Here is a 23,250-nt window from a genome sequence, read left to right on the forward strand (position 1 = left end):
GTGAAACGCCACAGAGTTGGCCGTGCTGGAATAAAATCGAGCCTACTGGTTTTCGACCCGTAAACGAAGCCATTGTTATGCACGGCATGTACTCGCTGGTTTCTCAGTGCGGTGTTCAAAAGGTGGCTTAAAACTTGGCAGTGCTCTGTTCTGGGCTGAGTTCGGCACCTTGCTGACCATTTGGGCTGATCAGTTGTAGCTGGATTTTATGTGTGCCGGGGAATTGCTTAAACAGTTGAGCCAGATCAAGTTGTTGCAGGGCTTGTGGCTGCTTGCAGTTAAAACTGTAATGCGCGTGAATTTCGCTGTGCTCGTGCTCGTGCTCGTGCTCGTGCTCGTCGGCTTCGTGCTTATGCTCTGCCTCGGCATGGCCACCTGAAAACAGCGGGCTTTCCAGTTCGCTGCTGCTGACGCTGCACTCGCCAGTGTTGAGGCTAAATAGCGCCAGAGGCTTTTCAAGTTGGCTGCGTGCTTGGCGAATGGCGGCTTTGTCTGCATCAGAGCTTGGTGCGTGTTCAAACCCCACCAGGTTCATGGCCGGGCTTTCCAGCTCAATCTCCAAAGTATTGCCGTCAAGCGCGACATTCAGTTGGGCGACGCCGTGCTCATGAGCGCCAAGACTGGCATGTTCAGCGTGCTCGTGGTCATGATCGTGCGCCTCTTCAGCCATTGCGGCAAATGGAAGAAGGGCGAAAGGCAGTGCTAGCAGTACGCGACGCATTATTGAGCTCCAAGCGGATGGTGAAATAAGTTGTAATGTTATAACGAATTAAACCATGGATTGCTAGAGCGAGTTGTCATCGTATACCTCGACGTGGGAGCATCTCGCTCAGTGCACTGGAGGCAAAATGGTACGCATACGCGGCAAGATCGGCGATTGGCCGGTGGATCTAACAGTTGAACTCGATGCCCAGGACTGGGCGCATTTGGCCGCTAACCTGCCAGTAAATACGGCGCCGGTGAGTGCGCCACCGATGCAGGGAGAAGCGCCAAAAACAGACGCGTTATGGCAAACCACCCTGTCTTTATTGGCTAAGGCCGGAAGTATTGAGGGGCCGCAGTTGATGGCGCAGCTCACAGGTTTGGCGGGTAGTGAGGTTGCAGCGAAACAACTGCTGGTGCGCTTGCGCCACTGTGCGCAGGTTCGGGTTGAAAGCGGGGCTGATGCGCCGGTTTATCACTGGCTTGGCTAGTGATAAACCGGCTGGATGGCTTGCAGGCACTAGAGCGGAAGGCTCTACCGTGTTTGCTTGAGCTCGGCCCACGATTCGGCCACTACCACCAGCACGACACCGAGCGATACCACGTCTTTGATCAAAAAACCTCCGAGCAGCGAAGGGAAGATGCTTTCCGGGTGCAGGGTGCCAGGTGTTGTCAGCAAGAAGGTCAGGGTTGTCAGGAACAAACCAGTCGCCAGCAAACCGCCGAGCAGCGAGGCTTTCTTGCTGATTGGGTAGAGCGCTAGAAGGGCGGCGATGGTTAGCTCGCCAACGCCAATAATCGCTGAGATTCCGTCAACACTGCCGACGCTGTACATCCATGAAAGAAATGGCGAGTTCTCAATCAGGTGGCTGATAGCTTGGGCTTCATCCGAGGTGAACTTGAATGCGCCAATCCAGGCAATGATAAACACGGTGCCGTACAGCGCAATATAAAAACCGATCCTTGAATGCTTGTTAGTCATAACCTTTAAACGCTTTAGTTGAGAAGCGGAGAGCGCTGCAAAACCATGGTTTCGCAGCAATGCTTACTTAACTAGAGACGTTTGGTAATGAAAAATTACACTTAGTAGATCGCTTGATAGAGTTTTCTGCGATATTGGGTGACCAAGGTATGGTCATTGCCAAGCAGTTCAAACACTTGCAGCAGGGTCTTATGTGGCAGCCCGTCGGCATAGTTGCGGTTGCGCACGAACAGTTTAAGCAAGGCATCCAGCGCGGATTCGTATTGCTGGTTTGCAAGCTGCTGAACTGCAAGCTGATAAACGGCTTCATCATCTTCAGGATTTTGCCCAAGGCGACTTTTCAGGTCGGCCACGTCGGGCAGCTCTGCGGCTTGGCGCAAGAACGTCAGTTGTGCTTTAGCACCGCTCAGCGCCTGTTTGTGTTCGTCGCCGGTGACGGCATTAAGCACCGACTCCGCTTCAGTCAGTTCGCCGCGTTCAGCCAGGCAGCGGGCATACAGAATCAAGGCAGGGGCATTGCTGTTGTCTTCACTAAGCAGCTGCTTGAGTTGCGCCTCGGCAGCGTCTACCTGACCGTCGGCGAACAGCGCGCTGGCGCTGTCGAATAAGTTTTCTTGCGCCGGGGCAGGCTCGCCAACATGGGGTTGCAGCATCTCGCGGATTTCTGATTCAAGCTTGGCACCGGCAAAGCCATCAACTGGCTGGCCATCTTTGAACAGCACCACGGTCGGCAAACTGCGAATGCCAAAGCGGGCGACGATGTCTTGCTCGATGTCACAGTTGACCTTGGCCAACAGCATCTCGCCTTGATAACCCTCGGTGATCTGCGCGAGCAGCGGCATCAGCGCTTTACACGGCGCACACCATTCGGCCCAGAAATCGACCAGCACGGGCTTATGAAACGAGTTTTCAACGACCAGTTGATCAAATTGTGCGGCGCCGGAAACATCAAAAATATAAGGGGTGTCGCTCATGGTCTGTCTCGCACAATCAAAAGGCTGATGAGTAAGTTAATAAGGGCTGTAGGCTAGTTTAACAAGTGGCTGCCTGTAATGCGGTGTCAGCTGCGTTGCGCAGGATACAGGCTAACTTGGCGAAACTCAGCGGGCTCGGCCAGGTCCGGCCATGTGCAGGCCTGCATGATACCGAGCCGCTGGTAGAGCGGGTGCTGAAAATCGCGTACTCGTGAGTCGGCAACCAGTGCTTGCTTGCCGCGACTGAGGAACTGATCCAGCAGGGGCAGATTGGCACGATCGTAAAGGACGTCGGCAACAATGATCAGGTCGAAGCGATCTGCTTCAACAAAAAAGTCTGCTGAATAACTCAGGTCTACATCATTCAACTCGGCGTTGGCTCTTGTCGCCGCCAGCGCGAGTGGGTCAAGGTCGCAGGCCACGACTTCGAAGGCGCCTGTTTTGGCGGCGGCAATGGCAGCAACTCCTGAACCTGTACCGAAATCAAGCACACGCTTATTGCGCACCCAATCGGGGTTTTGTGCCAGCCAACGAGCTAGAACCAAGCCGCTGGCCCAGCAGAAGCACCAATACGGTGGCTCTTCAAGGATGCGCTGAGTTTCTTCCGGGCTGAACTGGCGGTCCATGTTGTCCGCATTAATCAACCACAGCTTGATCTCGGTATCAGGCAGGGTTTGCATGCTCAACTGCCCATCGCCAAGTAGCAGGCTTAGTGCATCGAGCAGCTGTGCAGGCGGATTGGGCGCTATACGGGTTGAGCTCATGGCGCGGGTTGCATGCGGATGTCACCGAGCGTCTGGTTTTGCGCGGTGCGGATCAGCTGTGTAGGCATCTGTTGAATCAAGCGCCCTTGAAGATTGGCTCGGCCGCGCAGTTCAACACGAATGCCGCGCTCAAATGACTCTGGGTTGAATATCAGGCGAAACGGCAGGGGCGAGCCATTACCGCGCAGCTGAATGTTGCCCAGTAATTGGATGGGCAGGCCATTGCTGCCGATTACCAGCAAGGCGAGTTCTGCCGTGGCGCCATCAGGCACACCGAGCAGGTTGCCGTTTAGCTCGCGCATATGTGTCGGTGTGGCGGCTGCGTCTGCGCTTTTAGCGATGGGTTGGGCTGCCACTGGCGTTGCAGGCTCGCTCGCGCAGGCGCTTAGAAGCCCCAATAGGCCGAGTAGGGTTATGTTGCGCAAATACATGCATGCTCCTTTTGTCGTGTATCCGTTCAATGGATTATTGCCCGCCTGTATAGCGCAAAGCTGGCGGCTTGTCTTGCCGCTGAGATGCGCTACCATGGCGCCTTTCCGTCCAAGGCAGGCCATTATATGCACTGTCCATTCTGCGCCGCTAATGACACCAAGGTGATTGATTCACGTCTGGTGGCCGAAGGTGAGCAAGTTCGTCGTCGCCGCGAGTGCTTAGCCTGCGGCGAACGTTTTACTACGTTTGAAACTGCGGAACTGGTGATGCCGCGGTTGATCAAACAAGATGGTAGTCGCCAGCCTTTCGATGAAGAAAAGCTACGCGCAGGCATGCTCCGCGCGCTGGAAAAGCGTCCGGTGAGCATCGAGCGAGTGGAGGCGGCAATTGCTCATATCAAGCATCGCTTGCGTGCCACCGGTGAGCGTGAAGTGAAATCTCTGGTGCTCGGTGAATTGGTCATGACCGAATTGCAAAAGCTTGATGAAGTTGCCTACATCCGCTTTGCTTCGGTGTACCGACGTTTTCAAGACCTCAATGAGTTCCGTGAGGAAATCGACCGTTTATCTCGCGAACCGTCAAAGGATTAAGCATGACAGTTGATAACGCCTTTATGGCCCGTGCTTTGGAGTTGGCCCGTAAAGGATTGTACTCAACGCACCCTAATCCCCGTGTGGGTTGCGTGCTTGTGCTTGATGGCAAAATTGTCGGTGAGGGCTGGCATGCCCGCGCGGGTGAACCGCACGCGGAAGTTCATGCATTACGCCAAGCGGGTGCTCTGGCTAAAGGGGCGACCGCGTATGTGACGCTGGAGCCCTGCAGCCATCATGGGCGCACACCGCCTTGCGCCGAAGCATTGATTGATGCTGGCGTGGCGAGGGTTGTGGCGGCGATGCAAGATCCCAACCCGGAAGTCTCAGGCAGCGGTTTACTGCGTTTGATGCAGGCGGGTATTGCGGTACAGAGCGGCGTGCTTGAGGCGGAAGCGCGGTCCCTGAATGCTGGTTTCATCAAGCGCATGGAGCAAGGTTTACCATTCGTGCGGGTTAAACTGGCGATGAGCCTGGATGGGCGTACGGCAATGGCAAGCGGCGAAAGTCAGTGGATTACCGGGCCTGCTGCGCGCTCGGCGGTGCAACGCCTGCGTGCCCGCTCAAGTGTGGTGCTCAGCGGCGCCGATACGGTATTGGCTGATAATGCTCGATTGACCGTGCGCAACGATGAGCTTGGTTTGAGTGCGGAACTGTCCGCGTTAGCCGAGACCCGTCCACCACTGCGTGTATTGATTGATGGTCGTTTGCGGGTGCCTCTCGACGCTACATTCTTTCAAGCGGGCGCGGCAATGGTCGCGACCTGCGCCGCAGCCACGGCGCGAGACCGCTATTTGAGCGATGGTCACGAGTTGCTGGCCGTACCTGGCAGCAATGGCCACGTTGATTTGCGCAGGCTGCTGGTTGAACTAGCCGCACGCGGCGCGAATGAAGTCTTGGTCGAGGCAGGCCCGCGTTTGGCCGGTGCATTTGCCCGACAAGGGCTGGTTGATGAGTATCAGATATTTGTCGCCGCCAAGTTTCTCGGCTCCAGTGCGCGACCATTGCTCGACTTACCGCTCGGCCGGATGGCTGAGGCTCCGCAGCTTAAAATCGTTGATATTCGCGCAGTTGGCGATGATTGGCGGATAATTGCGGTGCCAGTTGCGCCTGTGCCAGAGCCGTCTAGCGCACATTAATCGATCATCCTTGCAGTTTCTGCAGTGCGAACCCAGGCCAACATTGGCGCAGGTTTGCGGTGCGTCTGCGGCGCAAATATGGTAAAAAGCCACTCGCGAGAACCTAGGTGCTCGCAACGTTCTCAGGGCGGGGTGTAATTCCCCACCGGCGGTAATGATGCGCAATGCGTCTAGCCCGCGAGCGCTTGGTGCCCTTGTTAGGTCAATGGGTGACAAGGTCAGCAGACCCGGTGTGATTCCGGGGCCGACGGTTACAGGCTTTTGCAAACACTGTTTATGCGGTGTTTTGCAGGGTTCTACAGTCCGGATAAAGAGAGAGCGGGTTTGTTTGAATGGTGCGTAGACAGCAGGCTGTCGCCAGTTGCGCAGGCTTTATCGATTTTACTCGCACCACGCTTTGCCAGAGAGCAGCGTTTATGCGGTCAGGTTGATATGCCATGTGTGCTGAACAGTTTGTCTGGCTAAGTACTGGCAAGCACCCTATCGATCGAAACGCCCTGTTTTTTATAAACAGGAGTTCGCAAATGCCACATATTTTTTACTCGGCCCATACTGATCGTTTAATCGGTCAGTGCAGCGCCGTGCTCGCAGACGGGGAGGCGCCATGTTCACTGGCATAATCGAGTCGATCGGCAATATTCGTGCGTTGACCCCAAAAGGCGGCGATGTACGGGTCTACGTTGAGACCGCCAAGCTGGATTTATCTGACGTCAAGTTAGGTGACAGCATCGCCGTTAACGGGGTTTGCCTGACTGCGGTTGAATTGCCTGGCGATGGCTTCTGGGCCGATGTCAGCCGTGAAACTTTGGCCCGCACCGGTTTTGTCGATCTCAAGCCGGGCAGTCGAGTCAATCTTGAAAAAGCCCTGACGCCGACCAGCCGCTTGGGCGGACATCTGGTTAGTGGTCATGTCGATGGCGTCGGTGAGATTGTCGGCCGTGAAGAAAACGCCCGTGCGGTGCAGTTCACTGTGCGTGCGCCTAACGAGTTGGCTAAATACATCGCCCACAAAGGCTCGATCACGGTTGATGGCACCAGCCTCACGGTGAACGCAGTCAACGGCGCAGAGTTCGAGCTGACCATTGTTCCGCACACCCTGGCCGAGACCATCATGGTCGACTACCGCCCGGGACGTAAGGTCAACCTTGAGGTTGATTTGCTGGCACGTTATCTGGAGCGCTTGCTGCTGGGTGATAAAGCTGCCGAGCCGAAGGCCTCGGGTCTTACCGAAGGTTTTTTAGCCGAACACGGCTATTTGAAGGGTTAAGGAAATCACCATGGCACTGAATAGTATTGAAGAGCTGGTTGAAGATATCCGCCAGGGCAAAATGGTCATTCTCATGGATGACGAAGACCGCGAGAACGAAGGTGACTTGATCATCGCCTCGGAATGCGTCACCGCCGAGCACATCAATTTCATGGCACGCTTTGCCCGTGGCCTGATCTGCATGCCGATGACCCGTGAGCGCTGCGAGCTGCTCAAGTTGCCATTGATGGCGCCGCGCAACGGTTCTGGTTTTGGCACCAAGTTCACGGTCTCGATTGAGGCGGCGGAAGGTGTGACCACTGGTATTTCTGCAGCAGACCGCGCGCGGACCGTGCAAGCGGCTGCATCGAAAAGCGCCAAGGCCGACGACATTGTCAGTCCGGGCCATATTTTCCCACTGATGGCTCAGCCGGGTGGCGTCTTGGCGCGTGCCGGCCATACTGAAGCTGCATGCGACCTAGCGCGCATGGGCGGTTTTGAGCCAAGTGGTGTGATCTGCGAAATCATGAACGATGACGGCACCATGTCGCGCCGTCCTGAGCTTGAAGAGTTCGCCGCGCAGCACGGAATCAAGATCGGCACAATCGCCGACCTGATTCACTACCGCCTGATCCACGAGCGTACGGTTGAGCGTGTCAGCGAACAACTGCTCGACAGCGAGTTAGGCAGCTTCAATCTGGTCACCTACCGTGACTCAGTTGAAGGTGATGTACACATGGCGCTGACGCTGGGCAAGATCTGTCCAGAGGAACCGACCCTGGTCCGTGTGCATAACATGGATCCGCTACGCGACTTGTTCATGGTTAAGCAGGAAGGTCGCTGGAGTCTTCGTGCGGCCATGAACGAGGTGGCGAAAGCTGGCAGTGGCGTGGTGTTGCTGTTGGGCAATCCGCTGACTGGTCCGGACCTGCTGGCGCACCTTGAGCGTCAACTGGGTGGGGACGGCAAAGCCCCTAGCCCGGCGACTTACAGCACGGTAGGTGCCGGTTCGCAGATACTTCGTGACCTCGGAGTGCGCAAGATGCGCCTGATGAGTTCACCGATGAAGTTCAATGCGATATCCGGATTCGATCTAGAGGTAGTAGAATATCTGCCCTCTGAATAATTCATTCATGGCCGCTAACGGCGGCCTGGCTCTTTAATAGATGAGATTGGCTATGACCCTGAAGACCATCGAAGGTACTTTTATCGCCCCCAAGGGCCGCTTTGCTCTGGTGGTTGGCCGCTTCAACAGCTTTGTTGTTGAAAGCCTGGTAAGTGGCGCTGTTGACGCCCTGGTTCGCCACGGTGTGAGCGAAAGCGACATTACAATCATTCGCGCGCCGGGTGCTTTTGAGATTCCATTGGTTGCGCAGAAAGTTGCTCAGCGTGGCGATTTCGACGCAATCATCGCGCTTGGCGCGGTTATTCGTGGCGGCACTCCGCATTTCGAATACGTGGCAGGCGAGTGCACCAAGGGCTTGGCTCAAGTATCCATGGAGTTTGGCGTGCCGGTTGCATTTGGCGTGCTGACTGTAGATTCTATCGAACAAGCAATCGAGCGTTCCGGCACCAAAGCCGGGAACAAAGGCGCTGAAGCTGCTTTGTCCGCCTTGGAAATGGTTAGCCTGCTGGCGCAGTTGGAGGCCAAGTGAGCCAGAACGATAGCAATAGCCAATCGCCAAAGCCGGCGCCCGCGGCCAAGAAAGGCCCGAGCCCTAAAACCTTGGCGCGCCGTGAAGCGCGTACTTTGGCTATGCAGGCGCTGTACTCATGGCACGTAGCGGGCCAGGCACTCAATGAAATCGAAGCGCAGTTCCGCGTTGATAACGATTTCACTGCAGTGGATGGCGCCTACTTCCACGAGATTCTGCATGGTGTCCCGCGCCAGAAGACTGAAATCGACAGCTCGTTCGAGCCGTTGCTTGACCGTCCGTTGGATGAAATCGACCCGGTCGAACTGGCTATCCTGCGTCTGTCGACGTATGAGCTGCGCAACCGTATCGACATCCCGTACCGCGTGGTAATCAACGAAGGTATTGAACTGGCGAAAATTTTCGGTGCCACCGACGGACACAAGTTCGTTAACGGTGTACTCGACAAGCTGGCGCCACGCCTGCGTGCTGATGAAGTTCGCGCCCACAAGCGCTAACCAATCAATGCTGTCATAGCCAAAAGCCGCCTGTCTTAGCGCGGCTTTTGCTTATCTAATCGGGCCTCAAAAGTCATGGGTGAGTTCGAACTAATTGGTCATTACTTCGCCTCGGCGGCTTGCGCCCAAGGTGGCGACGGTGTGGTTTTGGGCATTGGTGATGACTGCGCCTTGCTTGAGGTGCCAGCCGACGAACAGTTGGCCATATCCACAGACACTTTGGTCGCTGGCGTACATTTTCCGCATGATCCTGATCCCTATCTGCTGGCGCAGCGTGCGCTGGCGGTAACGGTCAGTGATTTGGCGGCAATGGGCGCAACCCCGATTGGTTTTACCCTGGCGTTAACCCTCGAATCTGCAAACGCAGACTGGTTGCAGGCTTTTGCTCAAGGCCTCGATCAGATGGCGCGTGCCTGTTCGATAAGCTTGATTGGCGGTGATACCACTCGCGGCCCGCTGAGTCTGACACTGACGGTATTTGGGCGTACGCCAAAGAATCTGGCCCTGACACGCAGCGGTGCCCAAGTGGGGGACTTGCTCTGTGTTGGCGGTTGTTTAGGCAATGCCGCGGGTGCTTTGCCGTTGGTGCTCGGTCAGCGCAGTGACGATTCAGGCGCAGCTAAGGCCTTATTGCAGCATTACTGGTCGCCGCAACCGCAGCTTGCGTTGGGGCAGGCATTGCGCGGTAACGCCAGTGCCGCCCTGGATATTTCAGACGGGTTGCTGGCTGACTGCGGGCACATTGCTGCTGCATCGCGGGTCCGTTTACAGATTGAACTGGCTAAAGTGCCTGTATCTGCAGCTTTGCAAGCGTTTGCCGATGCTGAAACGGCGCGCAACTGTGCGTTGAGTGGCGGCGATGATTATGTGCTGGCATTCACCTTGCCAGCGGCGAAGCTAGCGCCTCTGCAAGCGCAAGGTTGGCCGGTGCATGTAATTGGTAGCGTGCAAGCCGGGCAGGGTGTTGAGCTGGTTGATGAGAGCGGGCAAAGGAGTCTTCAGGCCAAGGGCGGCTATCAACACTTTGCGGGTAGCGGTGACTGACACGGATAAATCCCGCATTCAGTGTGGAGTCATCCGTGGCTCTTTAGAGCCTTTGGTTTCGGTTCCGGGACGCTCCCCAAGGCGTCGGGCACGTAGGCTCGATGGTCGCCGTGTCATTTATCCCGCTTTGGCTGGATCCTGAAGGTTGAGGCTGGTTGCTGCTAGGCTTTCTAATGTTTCGACGGTTCGACGGTTCGACGGTTCGACGGTTCGACGGTTCGACGATTCGACGTTCTCAAGCCGTGGCCGATCCGCTGGATTGATTGGCATGTGCGTGGCGGTGTTGGAATCATGCTCAATGATGTGCTGGCCGGTGTACTCGCCAGGCTTGCGATGCAGTTGGCCGTTTGGGGTTGGGCTAATGAATTAGCGTCCAACTTAGGTTTTTGAGCGGTGCGGGTTCGAGTTATAGCGCGCGGATTGACGCGTTGCTTAAGCGTAATCGTGCTGCTCGCGAAGAGATTTGAAGGGCTTATGATCGCGCGGTATTTAGCGATATTTCTGCTGTGTTTGCTTGGCTCTGCGTCGGCTGCGCAACCGCTTGCACCGAACAATATTAATCTGGTCAGCGACGTCTGGGAGGAATACACCCAAGCGGATGGCAGCGGCTTGGCGTGGGATGTCCTGCGTGCGGTTTACGAGCCTGCCGGGGTTAAGCTGAATATCCAAACCATGCCGTACACCCGTTCAATCGGCCTGGTTCAGCGTGGCGAGGCTGATGCCTGGGTTGGCTCATACCTCAATGAGGTTGAGCAGGGCGTGTTTTATCCGCACTGGTATTACGATGCCGACCAAGTAACTGCGCTGAGTACGCTCAATACTCCGGTGCCAAACATGCAGACCATTAGCCAGTATCGATTGGTTTGGGTGCGCGGTTACGCCTATCAACAATATTTGCCAAACTTGACGCGCTTCCGCGAAGTTCAGCGGCGTAAGGGTATTCTTGAAATGTTGGATTTTGGTCGCGCAGATTTCTATATCGACGCGCGTACTGAGATTGAGCAGTTGCTCATGACCGCTGTCGACCCTGCGCACTACCGGATGACACCGCTAACCCGATTACCGATTTATCTAGGTTTTGCTGACAATCCGCGGGGGCATAAGCTGGCTGATTTGTTTGATCAGCGTATGCAGAAGCTGGTTAAGGATGGTTCGTTGAAGCCAATTTTTAAGCGCTGGAAACAGCCATACCCATTTGACTGATAACAGGGACTGTTGGATGCCGCACATGAAATTACTCTGTTTAAGCGTGCTTTTAACCTTAGCCGGCTCGGCTTGGGCCGCTGCGCAAATACAAGTGGTTGGATTATTTCCGGGCGCCGCGGTGTTGAATGTCGATGGCCAGCGCAAGTTGGTAAAAGTCGGCCAGACCGGACCGGGTGGGGTCCAGGTGGTTCGTGCAGATGCGCGGGGTGCGGTGCTGCGAGTTGATGGGGTCGAGCGCAATTACAGCCTTACTCGTGATTACAGCCAGGGTATGGCTGCACCTGAGAAGCGTACTTTCAGTATTGCTAAAGGTGAAAATGGTCATTACTGGGTTGCGGGTTCGGTCAATGGCCATCCTATTCAGTTTTTGGTCGATACAGGCGCCACTTCGGTGGCGTTGACCGGTGCTCAGGCTGATCAATTAGGTATCGATTACCGGGCAACGGGCCGCGAAATTCGGGTCAGTACTGCAAATGGCGTGGCGCGTGGCTGGAGGATTCACCTCAAAAGCGTCAAGGTTGGCAGCATTGAAGTGCTTGGTGTTGATGGGACAGTGATGGATGTCGGCACCAATGGCGAGGCGCTTCTAGGCATGAGTTTTCTCGGTCGGGTGGGCTGGAAGGTTGATCAAGACGTGCTGGTGCTTGAGTCTAAGCACTGATCAGGCCCTAGTTTAGTCCCGACCTCTTACTGCTGATGATATTGGTTAAGTCGAGTTATTTACCTTGATACTTATCATCAGTAATTCAAGCTGACCTGTGGCTATTCGCTGCTGGTACAATGCACGGCCATATCCCTTACTTATTTTAGGAGCACACGGTGCCAATCGTGTTCGTCGCCGCCTCCCAATTACCTACGCCGTTTGGCGTTTTTACCATGCATGGTTTTCTTGAACAAACCACGGGTAAAGAGCATGTTGCGCTGACCTTTGGCGATGTTGCCAATGGTGCGCCTGTGTTGGGTCGTTTGCATTCTGAGTGCCTGACCGGTGATGCACTGTTCAGTTTGCGCTGCGATTGTGGTTTTCAGCTTGAAGCTGCGCTCCGCGCGATTGCGGCTGAAGGTCGTGGCGTATTGCTGTATCTGCGTCAAGAAGGACGCGGTATTGGCTTGCTGAATAAAATCCGTGCCTATGAGTTGCAAGACGGTGGCGCCGACACTGTGGAAGCTAACGAGCGCTTGGGCTTTGGTGCGGATCAGCGTGATTACGCGATCTGCAAGCCGATGCTCGACCACTTGGGCATTACAGAGCTCAAGTTGATGACCAACAACCCGCGCAAGGTAAAAGCTCTGGGCGACATGGGCATTAATGTGGCAACGCGCGTACCGCTGCAGATTGATCACAATCCGCACAACAAAAAGTACCTGGCAACCAAGGCCGGTAAGCTCGGACATATGCTCGGCAGCATGCATCAGGCCGAGGTCGAGGAAAAAGTGTGAATCGACCTCAGGTACGTCGCCATCTTTCGATTCTATGGTGGTGGCAGTTGATACTGGTTTTGGTGCCGGTCATCACTATCAATATTCTGTTCGAATCCAGCCGCCAACCGGGCGTATTGGCGATGCCGTTTTTCATCGTCGGTATGTTGTCGATGTTTGTTAGTTTGCCGCTGTTCAACGCATACAAGCATGCAGTGATTGCCACGGGGAAGGCGCGTGATAGTGATGCTGAACCTGCAGCTTGGCAGGCACTCGCCAAAACGCGGCGCAAAGCCTTTATGGGTGCCAGTTTGCCTGCCTGGATTGCTGCGGTTGCGGTGTTCACTAGCCTTGAAGCGATTCCACTGATCCTGCTTACGGTGTCGAGCCTGGTTATTCTGTACCTCTACCGTATACCTCGCCAGCTCGGTTGATGCACCGCCTGCTGCTGATTCTGCTGCTGGTAACTGGCTCATCTGCGCCAGTGTCAGCGGCAGAGCGTATCGTCAGTCTCGCGCCTTCGTTAACAGAAATCGTCATAGAACTTGGCGCCGCGCAGCAGTTGGTTGGCGTGCTCGATGGCGGCCCGCGACCTGAGGCTGTGGCTAATCTGCCTTCGGTTGGACGCTATTCACAACTGGAGTTGGAAACCCTGCTAGCTCTGCAGCCGGATCTGATTCTGTTGTGGCCCGGTAGCATCAGCCGAGCTCAGCGTCAGCAGTTACAAGCCTTTGCTATTCCAATGTTTGTGGCTGAGCCGCACACGCTAGACACGCTTGCCGATCAGTTTGCCGAAATAGGTAAGCGCATTGGCCGAGCTAAACAGGGTCAGCAGTTGCAGCAGCAATTCCACAAGGGGTTGGCTGCTTTGCGCAGTCGTTACCACCGTGAACAACCGTTATCGGTGTTTTATCAGGTCTGGGATAAACCGCTATACACCTTGGGCGGCCAGCAAATCATCAGTGATGCATTGCGTGTCTGCGGCGCGGAGAATGTCTTTGCTGACATAAGTCTGCCTGCACCGCAGGTCAGCATTGAGGCCGTGTTGCAGCGCAACCCCGAAGTTATTTTAGCGGGCAGCGGCGCGCAACTTGAACCCTGGCAACGCTGGCCCGATATCACCGCAGTGCAGCGCAAGCAGCTTTGGCAAGTTCCGGATAAAGGCCTGGAGCGCCCCAGCTTCCAAATGCTCCACGCCACCGAGCAACTCTGCCAAGTGCTGGCAAAGGCGCAATAACCCCAACAGACTGTAGCCTCCAACGGGAGCTCATGCGCTAGCGCTGTCGTCCAGCCCTGGTCGGTTTTCTTGCGCCCGTAAGTTTATAGTCGGGTGTGTGGAAAATCTTATGGCAAGCATCTGGCCATTGAACCGATGCGCAGTTTAAGGGTTCATATTTTCAAATGAAGCCTTCAGGAACTGTTGCCCAGAGCTGGCCTAGAGGTTTTGGACTCAAGGAGGAACCATGTCTAATAAAACAAAATTTGCTCGGGTATTGGGCTCAACGGATGTAATCGCGCTGGCCTTCGGTGCAATGGTTGGCTGGGGCTGGGTTGTACTTGCCGGGACCATGATCAGTAACGCCGGCACAGGCGGCACGATGCTGGCTTTTGCGATTGGCGGCACTGCGGTGATTATGATCGGCCTGGCCTATGCCGAGCTGGCTTCAGCCATGCCGCAAAACGGCGGAGAGCACGTATATGCTCACCGCGCATTAGGCGCCGGAGCCTCGTTCTTTTGCACCTGGGCGATCATTCTCGGGTATGTCTCGGTGGTGGCCTTTGAGGCGGTTGCCTTGCCCACTGTGCTTGAGGAGCTTATCCCCGGATACAAGGTCGGATTGATGTACTCGATCGCCGGTTGGGAGGTTTACTTCACCTGGGCGCTGGTGGGTATTGTCGGCGCAATCGGCATGACATGGCTGAATATTCGCGGTGTGAAATCCAGCGCGCTGTTTCAAGCGGTGATCACGGTATTGATTATCGCGGTTGGCATCATGCTTATCACCGGTTCATTGTTTAACGGTTCAAGCGCCAACACCGAGCCGCTGTTTGTCGGCGGAATGGGCGGTGTATTTTCAGTCATCATCATGACGCCGTTTTTGTTTGTTGGCTTTGACGTTATTCCGCAAGCCGCTGAAGAAATCGACCTGCCATTTCGCAAGATCGGCATTATCCTGATCGTTTCCGTCTTGATGGCTGTCGCCTGGTACATCTTGATCATGTACGCCACTGGGCGTGCATTGGATGCCGAAGCTTTGGCCGGATCGAAGCTTGCGACCGCCGATGCAGCAACAGCAGTGATGGGCGGTAGCTGGGCAGGCAAGCTTTTGGTCCTTGCCGGCTTGGGCGGTATCTTGACCAGTTGGAATGCGTTTCTAATCGGCGGTTCGCGAGCGGTGTATGCGATGGCCGAAGCCAAGATGCTACCGGCGTTCTTGGCCAAGTTGCATCCCACCTATAAAACACCGGTCAATGCGATTCTCCTGATAGGTGCGCTGTCGATCATCGCACCATTATTTGGGCGTCAGGCGCTGGTCTGGCTGGTTGATGCTGGCGGCTTGGGCATCGTTGTTGCCTATGCGATGGTGGCGCTTTCGTTCATTGTGCTGCGCAAAAATGAGCCTGATATGGAGCGTCCATTCCGTGCCGGGCGTGGCCCGTGGGTTGGCTATGTTGCGCTGGTGCTATCGCTTGGCCTGGTGCTGCTTTATACGCCTATCTCACCTTCGGCGTTGCTGCCTGTCGAGTGGGTGCTAGTCGGCGTTTGGGCGGTCTTGGGCGCCGTGCTTTATGGCTACTCTCGCAAGACTTACGGAAGCGTTGAAATTAGCCATTGAGTAAAGGCGCTGAACACTCATAAAAAGGACCGCCTGATGCGGTCCTTTTTATGGGTCGAGAATTATGGGTCGAGAAGTGTTGTTACAGCTGTGGTGTCCAGGTCATTGAAACCAGTGCGGTACGCCCGGCTTCCTCGTAGTGGAAGGGGACTTGGGCAAATGTGGTGCTATCGAAGGCAGTGCCATTGGCTTGGTAGTAATCATGGTCGAGCAGGTTGTCCAGCTTCAGGTCAAAGCGCAGGTCGTTGGGGGCTTTCCAGCCAGCGCGCAGGCCCAGCACGCCGTAGCCCGGAATCTCCTGGTCGTTCGCCAGGTCGTTGTAGCTATGGCTTGCAACCAGCCAGCCCGCGCCGATATTGAACTGACCGAAGCTACGGTCCACATCCAGGGTAAAGGTGTTTTCTGGGTGACGACTCAGGCGCTTGCCATCATTGCCGCTGCCACTGCTATTGCGTGCATCGACCAGGCTGTAGCCGAGGCTGGTCTGCCAGCCGAACAGTTGTTGTTTGAGCGCGACTTCCAGGCCGTTGATGGTCGCTTGGTCGATGTTCTCTGGGCGGAAGGCATCGATACTGTTTGACTGGTTACCGTCCAGCGCATTGTTGGTGACAATGGCGTCTTCAATGCGTGTGCGGTACGCCGATACTTCCAGCGAGCTGGTCGGCGACAAGCGAGAGCGCCACTGCAGCTCATAGCTACGAGCGGTCTCCGGCTGGAGGTCGGGATTGCTGTAGACCGTGCAACCGAATCCGGGGAAGCAGTCGTCCGGGTAGTACAGGTCGTTAAAGGTGGGGGCGCGGAATGACTCGCTATACGAGGCGATCAAGTCGTTATCGCTGTTTAAGTGCCAGGTGAAAGCGGCGTTCCAGCTGTTCTCGTTGCCAAAGGCTTCATTGTCATCGTTGCGTAGACCCAGCTCTGTGCCGAACAGGTCGTTGTCGTAGCGGTGCTGAATGAATACGGCTTTGTTCCAGCGAGAGTTTTCGTTGAATGCTGTCGAGCTATTCAGGCGATCCTCGTACCAGTCCAGGCCGAGCAACAATTGCTGGTGCTCCGCAAAATTGACCGTATTGAGCCAGCTAGCCTGGTCGCGGTAGGTATTAAATACTGAGCCACCGTAAGGGTCATGGGATTTTTGCCGGTTCTCGGTATGGCCCAATTCCAGGCGTGAAGTCCAGTTTTCGCTCAGTTGCGATTGCAGATAAGCGCTGCCAGTGGATTCTTCAAAATCAGTGTCGGCGGCCTGGGCTGGCGACAAGCTGTAGTCGTACTCGCTTTGCCCGGTTTGGCGCAGCAGGCTAATTCCGGCTTCAAGGCTGTCGCTGAAATTGTGTGACAGGCTTAGATTGATGCCCTTGTTACGGTAGGCGCTGTCTTCGCTACCTATAAGGTTGCTGCGCTCAAAACCGTCGGTTTCATCCAGTGAGGCGCCTATATCGAAACGGGTATTCTCATCACCTCCAGACAAGCCAAGACTGCGCTGCCAGGTACCATGAGTGCCATAGCCGACTTTAAGGCGAGGGTGCAGACCTTCTTTACCGCTACGAGTGAATATCTGAATAACGCCGCCAATAGCGTCAGAGCCGTACAGCGCAGAACGACTACCGCGAACCACTTCGATACGCTCGATTTGATCAAGGTCGAATTGCTCAAGGCTGGCGGTACCGCTGGAGCTGCCTGCGATGCGCTGGCCGTTGACCAGGACCAAGCTTTGCGCAGTCGAGGTGCCGCGAATAAATATCCCGCTGAGTGAGCCGCTACCGCCACTGCGCTGGACGCTGACACCCGGCGTGCGGGCAAGTAAATCAAGCACGTCACTCGCTTGTAGACGCTCGATGTCTTTGCGTTCAAATACAGTAATTGCAGCGGTAGCTTTGCTGATCGGCTCGGCTTGGCGCCCAGAGGTGATGACCAGTGGCGCAGCTTGGTAAGGCTTGGCTGATTCGGCAGCAGAGGCCAGGCATGGAGCCAGGGCTAGTGCCAGAGTGACGCGGGAAAACTTCATTTAAAAACCTCAAAAGAGCAATGCTTTTGAGGAGGGCAGGAGCAAGTACTGGCAAACAGAGGCCTGCACTTGACGGTGATGCCCTCCGCAACACCTGTCAAAAATTGCAACGAGGCAGGTCTCCGGGCTGCCGACTGCGTTTTTCACCTTCCCGGGCACGCCCAGTGGTTGTCGAAAAACGTTGTGCTGTGCTCGAAAGCGCAGCCCTGTCGGTTACCGTTGCGGGGGCAGCGCAGGCATTGTCATAGACGCACCTGCTTCCCTTTTCACGCTGAGCCTTGCGGCTGGCAGCGACCTCGGTCAATCACGTTAAAACGGCTACCGCGATACGCGGTAGCGGGCCAATCACTTGTTGATTACTGCCAAACGTTGACGAATTGCGCGCTCAATACCACTGGCATCAAGACCGCACTCGGCAAGCATTTGTGATGGTTTTGCGTGTTCGACGTAGACGTCAGGCAGACCCAGGTGAAGTACCGGCTTGAGTATGTTCTCGTGCGCCAGGAACTCGCTGACAGCACTGCCAGCACCACCCATGATGCTGTTTTCTTCGATGGTCACCAGCAGCTCATGGCTTGCGGCTAACTGGCGGATCAACGTTTCATCAATCGGTTTTACGAAGCGCATGTCGACCACGGTCGCATCCAGCTCTTCTGCTGCTTTCAGCGCTTCGCTCAATTGTACGCCGAACACCAGCATGGCAGTGCCGGTGCCTTCGCGGCGAACAATGCCTTTACCGATTTCAAGCGGCTCGAGGCCTGCTTCAATCTGCGCGCCGGGGCCAGTGCCGCGTGGATAACGCACCGCGGCCGGACCATTAAACAGGTGGCCGGTGGTGAGCATGCGGCGTAATTCGTTTTCATCACTCGGGGTCATCACCAGCATGCCGGGAATGCAGCGCAAGTAGGTGATATCGAAACTGCCCGCGTGAGTCGGGCCGTCTTCACCGACCAAGCCCGCGCGGTCGATGGCAAACAATACATCGAGATGCTGCACGGCAACATCGTGAATCAGTTGGTCATAGGCGCGTTGCAAGAAGGTCGAGTAGATCGCTACAACCGGTTTGCTGCCCTCACAAGCCATGCCTGCTGCGAGTGTGACCGCATGCTGTTCGGCAATCGCCGTATCGAAGTAGCGGTCTGGGTATTGCTCGCTGAAGGCGACCAGGTCAGAGCCTTCTTTCATCGCCGGGGTGATGCCGAGCAGGCGCGAGTCTTGCGCTGCCATGTCGCACAACCATTGGCCGAATACGCTGGAGTATTTAGGCCCAGACGCTTTCTTGGCGGCTGGTGCAGCGGCGTGGTTGATCGGCTCAAGCTTGGTAATGGCGTGGTAACCAATGGGGTCTGCTTCTGCGGGGGCGAAACCTTTACCTTTTTTAGTGATGACATGCAGAAACTGCGGGCCTTCAAGGTCGCGCATGTTGCGCAGTGTCGCCAGCATTGTTGGCAGGTCATGGCCATCAATTGGGCCGATGTAGTTCCAGCCCAGCTCTTCAAAGAGTGTGCCTGGCACCAGCATGCCTTTGGCATGTTCTTCGGTTTTGCGGGCGATTTCCCAAGCACCGGGAAGACGCGAAAGGACTTTCTTGCTGCCTTCGCGCATGCTCGCATAGGTGCGGCTGGAAAGAATTTTCGCCAGATAATTAGACAGCCCGCCAACATTGCGCGAGATCGACATGTCGTTGTCGTTGAGCACCACCAGCATGTTGGCTTTAAGATCGGACGCGTGGTTTAACGCCTCGAAAGCCATACCTGCGGTCAGCGCACCGTCGCCGATGACCGCAACACTTTTGCGGTTGCTGTTCTGTAACTTTGCGGCAGCCGCCATGCCCAGCGCTGCACTGATTGAAGTGCTTGAGTGACCAACGCCAAAGGTGTCGTACTCGCTTTCACTGCGCCGTGGGAATGCGGCAATGCCGTCCTTTTGCCGCAGTGTGCCCATGCGTTCGCGGCGGCCGGTAAGGATCTTGTGCGGGTAGGCTTGATGGCCAACATCCCATACTAAGCGGTCGTCGGGGGTATCAAAAACGTAATGCAGGGCAATTGTCAGTTCGACGACACCGAGACCTGCACCGAAGTGACCGCCGGTCTGGCCAACGGTGTAGAGCAGGTATTGGCGCAGCTCGTCGGCCAGGGTTTCCAGCTCGGCCTCACCCAAACGGCGCAGCTCGGTCGGCGTGTTCGCACGGTCAAGCAAGGGCGTCAGCGGGCGTTCGCGGGGAATCTCATGGAAAGTCGTCGGCATCAGGCGAATCGTTATAAATACAAAGATACGCCAGTTTACCCGAAGCCTTGGGCCGACCCAAACAAGAAGTGGCCGATTACGCCTTGTTCACACTCCGTATTCAGGCATTTTCTTTAATGATTGGCGCTCGCGTGGCCTCACCATGTATCGATAAAGCCGCGCTTGTGGACCTTTTCAGTTGCGGTGGCAGGTGTTGCGTTTAGCCCGCGAGTTATCCATTCGCGAGTTTGCACAGGGTCAATCACTGCGTCGATTTCAAGGAAGCTGGCCATATTGATTGCTTTGCCATTCTCATAAGCCTTGGCCACCAATTTGTCGAACAGTTGCTGGCGCGCTTGATCGGATTCAGCCGCAGCCAGCTCTTTGGCAAAACCTAGGCGAACGGCTCCTTCAATGCCCATGGCGCCGAACTCCCCGCTGGGCCAGGCGACGGTAAACAGCGGGGAGTGAAAGCTCCCAGCGGCCATTGCTTGTGCACCCAGACCGTAACCTTTGCGCAGAACGATGGTGAAGAACGGCACGCTTAGATTGGCGGCGGCGACAAACATTCGCGATACGTGGCGCACCGTGGCTTGTTGCTCTGCTTGCGGGCCGACCATAAAGCCGGGGGTGTCACACAGCGATACCAGTGGGATATCAAACGCATTGCATAGCTGCATAAAACGTGCGGCTTTGTCGCCACAGGCTGCGTCAATGGCGCCGCCAAGATGCGCCGGGTTATTGGCAAGCAAACCAAATGGCTGGCCTTCAATGCGAATGAAGGCGGTAACCAAGCCCGGAGCAAACTCGCGGCGCAGTTCAAGCACTGAGTCTTGATCTGCAAGGGTTTCGATCACTTGGCGGATGTCATATACCCGCAGCCGGTTTTCAGGAATCAAATGACGCAGCAAGCGTTGGTCAGCACATTGCCAAGTGGTTAGCGCGCCTTGGAAATAACCGAGGTATTGTTTGGCGACTCTGACCGCCTCGGCTTCATCTTCGACCAGAACATCAATCACCCCATTCGGGCTTTGTACGCCGGTTGGGCCAACTTGTTCCGCGCTATAGCTGCCCAGCCCGCCGCCCTCAATCATTGCCGGGCCAGCCATGCCGATGCTGGCGTTGCTGGTGGCGATAATCACATCACAGCAACCCAGTAGCGCGGCGTTACCCGCAAAGCAGCGCCCAGACACCACACCGACCAGCGGTACCAAACCAGACAGCTTGGCCATACCGACAAAGGTGTGACAGTCGAGCCCAGCGACACCGACGAAGTCCGTATCGCCGGGGCGTCCGCCACCGCCTTCGGCAAATAGCACCAAGGGCAACCGCCATTGCTCGGCCAATTGCAGCATACGGTCTGTTTTTTTGTGATTCATGACCCCTTGGGTGCCAGCAAACACGGTGTAGTCGTAGGCGATGGCCATGCAGCGCGCGGCTTTATTGCCAAACAACTCGGCGTTGATGGTGCCGGTGCCTGCAACCAAACCGTCAGCAGGGCTTTGTGAAATCAGTTCATCCAGCGATCGTCGGCGCCGTTGTGCAGCAATCGCCAGTGCGCCGTACTCACTAAAACTGCCTTCATCAAGCAGGTCTGCAAGGTTTTCACGGGTGGTGCGTTGTTCGGTTTTGCGGCGTTTGGCTACGGCTTGCGGGCGTCTTTCGTCACGGGTGATTGCGTGGCGCTCAAGTACCTCGCTGAGGTCGGCGCGGATATTGTCCAGATCGATAAGTTCTTCGTTGAGCAGTTGCTCACTGGCAACGTCCGCAGGCTCGACATACAACAATGCTGCGCCTTGGCTGACGATGCTACCGGCTTCTACTGCGAAGCTATGCACAATGCCACTGTGCTCGGCCTTAATCTCAAGCTCCATCTTCATGGCTTCCAGCACGGCGATGGTTTGGCCCTTTGCAATGCTGGCGCCTGCGCTGACTTCGAGGCTGATAATCACCCCGCTGCTCGGCGCACTTAGCGTTACGCAACCCGCGGGCGCTTGGGTGGCGACCGCTGAATGGCCTGATGAACGGGTGCTGTGATCGAAGTACAGGTGCGGATGCTGGGCGTTCTGTGCATCGAGCAGCGTGCCCAGTTGGCTTTCCACAAAGCGCGTGTTGACTTGGTTGTGCACAACTTCTGGCAGCTGTACCAAGGCTTGCAGCAAGCTAATCGAATTGCTCACACCTTCGATATTGAACTCGCACAGTGCGCGATAGGCTTTACGCAAAGCGCTGGGGTAGTCAGGCGCGTGCACAATCAGCTTGGCAAGCAATGAGTCGTAGCTGGGGCTGACGCTGTAGCCGGAATAACCGTAGCCATCAACTCTCAAGCCAGGGCCGCTGGGAGGTTGATAGACGTTAAGCGTGCCTGCGGCCGGTTGGGTGGCGCCATCGCTGTCGATGGTTTCCAGATTGACCCGCAACTGCACGGCGCAGCCATTTATCGGCGGTGGCTGGAGCAGATTGAGGTCCGCCAGCGAGTAACCCATGGCCAGTTTGATTTGACTTTGCAGCAGGTCAACGCCGGTGATTTGCTCGGTAATGGTGTGCTCAACCTGAATCCGTGGGTTGGCCTCCATAAAGTAAAACTGTTGAGGATGGTCGTTGTCGAGCAGGAACTCGAAAGTACCAATGCCCTGATAATTGACACTGCTAGCCAGCTTTAGCGCGGCATCAATCATGCGTTGGCGAGTGGCTGGCGGCAGGTCTGGGCTTGGTGCTATCTCGATGATTTTTTGCTGGCGTCGTTGCAGGCTGCAATCGCGCTCCCACAGATGGCTGACCGCGCCGCTGCCATCACCGAGCAATTGGATTTCGATGTGCCGGGCGTTGCTTACCAGTTGTTCGATGTATAGCGAGTCAATGCCAAACGCGCTGCGAGCTTCAGACTGGCAGCGCTTGAATGCCTCAGGCAAATCCGCAGGCTTGAATACCGCGCGCATACCGCGTCCGCCACCACCGGCCAGCGCCTTGAGCATTACTGCCGAAGAGTCACCGAGGCTGTGCATAAAGTCCTGCGCTTGCTGCAGGTCTATCGGCTGATTGACGCCACGTACCAGCGGCACATCACAGCGTTCAGCCAGCGCACGGGCTTGCGCTTTATCGCCAAACAATTGAAGGACTTCAGGGCTTGGGCCGATAAAGCTAATGCTTGCCGCTGCACATTGGCGAGCAAACTCCGGGTTTTCTGCAAGAAAGCCATAACCGGGATGGATGGCGTCGCAGCCTTGTTCCTGCGCGATAGCAATGAGTTGGCTGATGTCCAGATACGCGGCAACCCCTCGACCCTTGAGGGCAACTGCATGGTCAGCTGTGCGTACATGCAGTGAAGTCGCGTCGTCCTCTGCATAGATAGCAACGCTGCGCAGATTCATATCGGCAGCGGCGCGGGCGATGCGGATGGCGATTTCACCACGGTTAGCGATCAGCAAAGCTGAAAAGGGCATAGCGGCGGCTCCGGAATTCTTATTCTGGCGACCATCTTATGCACTATGCGGCGCAGGTAAACAAAGCCTCGCCTGCTGATCGGTAAGGT

22 protein-coding genes, 1 pseudogene and 2 riboswitches are annotated in these 23,250 nt (G+C 55.9%); of the genes and pseudogenes, 15 read left to right on the forward strand and 8 right to left on the reverse strand.

Features of this window, described 5'->3' with window-relative positions:
- Positions 1 to 127: 127 nt before the first annotated feature.
- The gene (locus tag B9K09_RS03690; protein WP_087515555.1) at positions 128 to 721 is read right to left on the reverse strand and encodes a DUF2796 domain-containing protein; all 594 of its coding nucleotides are present in this window, start codon (positions 719 to 721) and stop codon (positions 128 to 130) included.
- Positions 722 to 848: 127 nt separating this feature from the next.
- Between B9K09_RS03690 and B9K09_RS03695 the strand changes: the two genes are divergently transcribed.
- A complete protein-coding gene (locus tag B9K09_RS03695) occupies positions 849 to 1,193 on the forward strand; it encodes a hypothetical protein (RefSeq protein WP_087515556.1) in 345 nt (114 codons plus the stop codon).
- A gap of 44 nt (positions 1,194 to 1,237) precedes the next feature.
- Here B9K09_RS03695 and B9K09_RS03700 read toward each other — a convergent pair whose 3' ends face one another.
- From B9K09_RS03700 to B9K09_RS03715, 4 genes are all read right to left on the reverse strand, one after another.
- Positions 1,238 to 1,684, reverse strand: a complete 447-nt coding sequence (locus B9K09_RS03700) for a DUF417 family protein (RefSeq protein WP_087515557.1) — start codon at positions 1,682 to 1,684, stop codon at positions 1,238 to 1,240.
- Positions 1,685 to 1,785: 101 nt separating this feature from the next.
- Positions 1,786 to 2,658 carry a thioredoxin gene (gene trxA / locus B9K09_RS03705; protein WP_087515558.1) on the reverse strand — a complete coding sequence of 291 codons (873 nt, stop codon included), beginning with the start codon at positions 2,656 to 2,658 and terminating at the stop codon, positions 1,786 to 1,788.
- An 86-nt stretch (positions 2,659 to 2,744) separates the two neighbouring features.
- Complete coding sequence (locus tag B9K09_RS03710) at positions 2,745 to 3,422, reverse strand: methyltransferase (protein WP_087515559.1); 678 nt, start codon at positions 3,420 to 3,422, stop codon at positions 2,745 to 2,747.
- Positions 3,419 to 3,853, reverse strand: a complete 435-nt coding sequence (locus B9K09_RS03715) for a YbaY family lipoprotein (RefSeq protein ID WP_087515560.1) — start codon at positions 3,851 to 3,853, stop codon at positions 3,419 to 3,421. Before B9K09_RS03715 ends, B9K09_RS03710 begins: the two co-directional genes overlap by 4 nt.
- Positions 3,854 to 3,979: 126 nt before the next feature.
- On the opposite strand from B9K09_RS03715, the gene nrdR reads away from it, so the two are divergent.
- The 14 genes and pseudogenes from nrdR to B9K09_RS03785 all read left to right on the forward strand — a co-directional run bounded on the left by nrdR (position 3,980) and on the right by B9K09_RS03785 (position 15,487).
- On the forward strand, positions 3,980 to 4,444 hold the full coding sequence (gene nrdR / locus B9K09_RS03720) for a transcriptional regulator NrdR (protein WP_010487069.1): 465 nt from the start codon (positions 3,980 to 3,982) through the stop codon (positions 4,442 to 4,444).
- Between the two features lie 2 nt (positions 4,445 to 4,446).
- Positions 4,447 to 5,583 carry a bifunctional diaminohydroxyphosphoribosylaminopyrimidine deaminase/5-amino-6-(5-phosphoribosylamino)uracil reductase RibD gene (gene ribD, locus B9K09_RS03725; RefSeq protein WP_087515561.1) on the forward strand — a complete coding sequence of 379 codons (1,137 nt, stop codon included), beginning with the start codon at positions 4,447 to 4,449 and terminating at the stop codon, positions 5,581 to 5,583.
- Positions 5,584 to 5,697: 114 nt separating this feature from the next.
- Positions 5,698 to 5,907, forward strand: a riboswitch (FMN riboswitch).
- A 280-nt stretch (positions 5,908 to 6,187) separates the two neighbouring features.
- Positions 6,188 to 6,850, forward strand: coding sequence for a riboflavin synthase (locus B9K09_RS03730; protein ID WP_087515562.1), 663 nt, complete (start codon positions 6,188 to 6,190; stop codon positions 6,848 to 6,850).
- Between the two features lie 10 nt (positions 6,851 to 6,860).
- Positions 6,861 to 7,955, forward strand: coding sequence for a bifunctional 3,4-dihydroxy-2-butanone-4-phosphate synthase/GTP cyclohydrolase II (ribBA, locus tag B9K09_RS03735; RefSeq protein ID WP_087515563.1), 1,095 nt, complete (start codon positions 6,861 to 6,863; stop codon positions 7,953 to 7,955).
- 52 nt (positions 7,956 to 8,007) lie between these two features.
- Positions 8,008 to 8,484 carry a 6,7-dimethyl-8-ribityllumazine synthase gene (gene ribE / locus B9K09_RS03740; RefSeq protein ID WP_087515564.1) on the forward strand — a complete coding sequence of 159 codons (477 nt, stop codon included), beginning with the start codon at positions 8,008 to 8,010 and terminating at the stop codon, positions 8,482 to 8,484.
- Positions 8,481 to 8,981, forward strand: a complete 501-nt coding sequence (nusB, locus tag B9K09_RS03745; RefSeq protein ID WP_371917431.1) for a transcription antitermination factor NusB — start codon at positions 8,481 to 8,483, stop codon at positions 8,979 to 8,981. The genes ribE and nusB overlap by 4 nt, the downstream gene beginning before the upstream one ends.
- A 75-nt stretch (positions 8,982 to 9,056) precedes the next feature.
- Positions 9,057 to 10,025, forward strand: a complete 969-nt coding sequence (thiL, locus tag B9K09_RS03750) for a thiamine-phosphate kinase (RefSeq protein WP_087515565.1) — start codon at positions 9,057 to 9,059, stop codon at positions 10,023 to 10,025.
- 9 nt (positions 10,026 to 10,034) lie between these two features.
- A pseudogene (locus B9K09_RS03755) lies at positions 10,035 to 10,415 on the forward strand (phosphatidylglycerophosphatase A).
- A gap of 84 nt (positions 10,416 to 10,499) precedes the next feature.
- Positions 10,500 to 11,228, forward strand: a complete 729-nt coding sequence (locus tag B9K09_RS03760) for an ABC transporter substrate-binding protein (protein WP_087515566.1) — start codon at positions 10,500 to 10,502, stop codon at positions 11,226 to 11,228.
- Between the two features lie 25 nt (positions 11,229 to 11,253).
- Complete coding sequence (locus B9K09_RS03765; protein WP_371917432.1) at positions 11,254 to 11,892, forward strand: TIGR02281 family clan AA aspartic protease; 639 nt, start codon at positions 11,254 to 11,256, stop codon at positions 11,890 to 11,892.
- 158 nt (positions 11,893 to 12,050) lie between these two features.
- Complete coding sequence (gene ribA / locus B9K09_RS03770) at positions 12,051 to 12,671, forward strand: GTP cyclohydrolase II (RefSeq protein ID WP_087515568.1); 621 nt, start codon at positions 12,051 to 12,053, stop codon at positions 12,669 to 12,671.
- On the forward strand, positions 12,668 to 13,084 hold the full coding sequence (locus B9K09_RS03775; protein WP_087515569.1) for an MFS transporter: 417 nt from the start codon (positions 12,668 to 12,670) through the stop codon (positions 13,082 to 13,084). Before ribA ends, B9K09_RS03775 begins: the two co-directional genes overlap by 4 nt.
- Positions 13,084 to 13,887, forward strand: a complete 804-nt coding sequence (locus tag B9K09_RS03780) for a cobalamin-binding protein (protein ID WP_087515570.1) — start codon at positions 13,084 to 13,086, stop codon at positions 13,885 to 13,887. Before B9K09_RS03775 ends, B9K09_RS03780 begins: the two co-directional genes overlap by 1 nt.
- A 226-nt stretch (positions 13,888 to 14,113) precedes the next feature.
- On the forward strand, positions 14,114 to 15,487 hold the full coding sequence (locus tag B9K09_RS03785) for an APC family permease (RefSeq protein ID WP_087515571.1): 1,374 nt from the start codon (positions 14,114 to 14,116) through the stop codon (positions 15,485 to 15,487).
- An 82-nt stretch (positions 15,488 to 15,569) separates the two neighbouring features.
- Here the strand turns inward: B9K09_RS03785 and B9K09_RS03790 are convergent, their stop codons facing one another.
- The 3 genes from B9K09_RS03790 to B9K09_RS03800 all read right to left on the reverse strand — a co-directional run bounded on the left by B9K09_RS03790 (position 15,570) and on the right by B9K09_RS03800 (position 23,161).
- A complete protein-coding gene (locus B9K09_RS03790) occupies positions 15,570 to 17,492 on the reverse strand; it encodes a TonB-dependent receptor domain-containing protein (RefSeq protein ID WP_087515572.1) in 1,923 nt (640 codons plus the stop codon).
- Between the two features lie 95 nt (positions 17,493 to 17,587).
- Positions 17,588 to 17,806: riboswitch (cobalamin riboswitch) on the reverse strand.
- Positions 17,807 to 17,837: 31 nt separating this feature from the next.
- Entirely contained in the window at positions 17,838 to 19,739 is a 1,902-nt protein-coding gene (dxs, locus tag B9K09_RS03795; protein WP_087515573.1) for a 1-deoxy-D-xylulose-5-phosphate synthase, read from the reverse strand.
- Between the two features lie 137 nt (positions 19,740 to 19,876).
- The gene (locus tag B9K09_RS03800) at positions 19,877 to 23,161 is read right to left on the reverse strand and encodes a carboxyl transferase domain-containing protein (RefSeq protein WP_087515574.1); all 3,285 of its coding nucleotides are present in this window, start codon (positions 23,159 to 23,161) and stop codon (positions 19,877 to 19,879) included.
- Positions 23,162 to 23,250 lie beyond the last annotated feature (89 nt).

This window comes from Pseudomonas sp. M30-35 (assembly GCF_002163625.1).
Classification (GTDB): Bacteria; Pseudomonadota; Gammaproteobacteria; order Pseudomonadales; family Pseudomonadaceae; genus Aquipseudomonas.

Bases quoted from the DNA above. Each gene is read 5' to 3' on its own strand.
- B9K09_RS03690 (WP_087515555.1), bottom strand. From the start codon at position 721: ATGCGTCGCGTACTGCTAGCACTGCCTTTCGCCCTTCTTCCATTTGCC.
- B9K09_RS03695 (WP_087515556.1), top strand. From the start codon at position 849: ATGGTACGCATACGCGGCAAGATCGGCGATTGGCCGGTGGATCTAACA.
- B9K09_RS03700 (WP_087515557.1), bottom strand. From the start codon at position 1,684: ATGACTAACAAGCATTCAAGGATCGGTTTTTATATTGCGCTGTACGGC.
- trxA (WP_087515558.1), bottom strand. From the start codon at position 2,658: ATGAGCGACACCCCTTATATTTTTGATGTTTCCGGCGCCGCACAATTT.
- B9K09_RS03710 (WP_087515559.1), bottom strand. From the start codon at position 3,422: ATGAGCTCAACCCGTATAGCGCCCAATCCGCCTGCACAGCTGCTCGAT.
- B9K09_RS03715 (WP_087515560.1), bottom strand. From the start codon at position 3,853: ATGTATTTGCGCAACATAACCCTACTCGGCCTATTGGGGCTTCTAAGC.
- nrdR (WP_010487069.1), top strand. From the start codon at position 3,980: ATGCACTGTCCATTCTGCGCCGCTAATGACACCAAGGTGATTGATTCA.
- ribD (WP_087515561.1), top strand. From the start codon at position 4,447: ATGACAGTTGATAACGCCTTTATGGCCCGTGCTTTGGAGTTGGCCCGT.
- B9K09_RS03730 (WP_087515562.1), top strand. From the start codon at position 6,188: ATGTTCACTGGCATAATCGAGTCGATCGGCAATATTCGTGCGTTGACC.
- ribBA (WP_087515563.1), top strand. From the start codon at position 6,861: ATGGCACTGAATAGTATTGAAGAGCTGGTTGAAGATATCCGCCAGGGC.
- ribE (WP_087515564.1), top strand. From the start codon at position 8,008: ATGACCCTGAAGACCATCGAAGGTACTTTTATCGCCCCCAAGGGCCGC.
- thiL (WP_087515565.1), top strand. From the start codon at position 9,057: ATGGGTGAGTTCGAACTAATTGGTCATTACTTCGCCTCGGCGGCTTGC.
- B9K09_RS03760 (WP_087515566.1), top strand. From the start codon at position 10,500: ATGATCGCGCGGTATTTAGCGATATTTCTGCTGTGTTTGCTTGGCTCT.
- B9K09_RS03765 (WP_371917432.1), top strand. From the start codon at position 11,254: ATGAAATTACTCTGTTTAAGCGTGCTTTTAACCTTAGCCGGCTCGGCT.
- B9K09_RS03780 (WP_087515570.1), top strand. From the start codon at position 13,084: ATGCACCGCCTGCTGCTGATTCTGCTGCTGGTAACTGGCTCATCTGCG.
- B9K09_RS03785 (WP_087515571.1), top strand. From the start codon at position 14,114: ATGTCTAATAAAACAAAATTTGCTCGGGTATTGGGCTCAACGGATGTA.
- B9K09_RS03790 (WP_087515572.1), bottom strand. From the start codon at position 17,492: ATGAAGTTTTCCCGCGTCACTCTGGCACTAGCCCTGGCTCCATGCCTG.
- dxs (WP_087515573.1), bottom strand. From the start codon at position 19,739: ATGCCGACGACTTTCCATGAGATTCCCCGCGAACGCCCGCTGACGCCC.
- B9K09_RS03800 (WP_087515574.1), bottom strand. From the start codon at position 23,161: ATGCCCTTTTCAGCTTTGCTGATCGCTAACCGTGGTGAAATCGCCATC.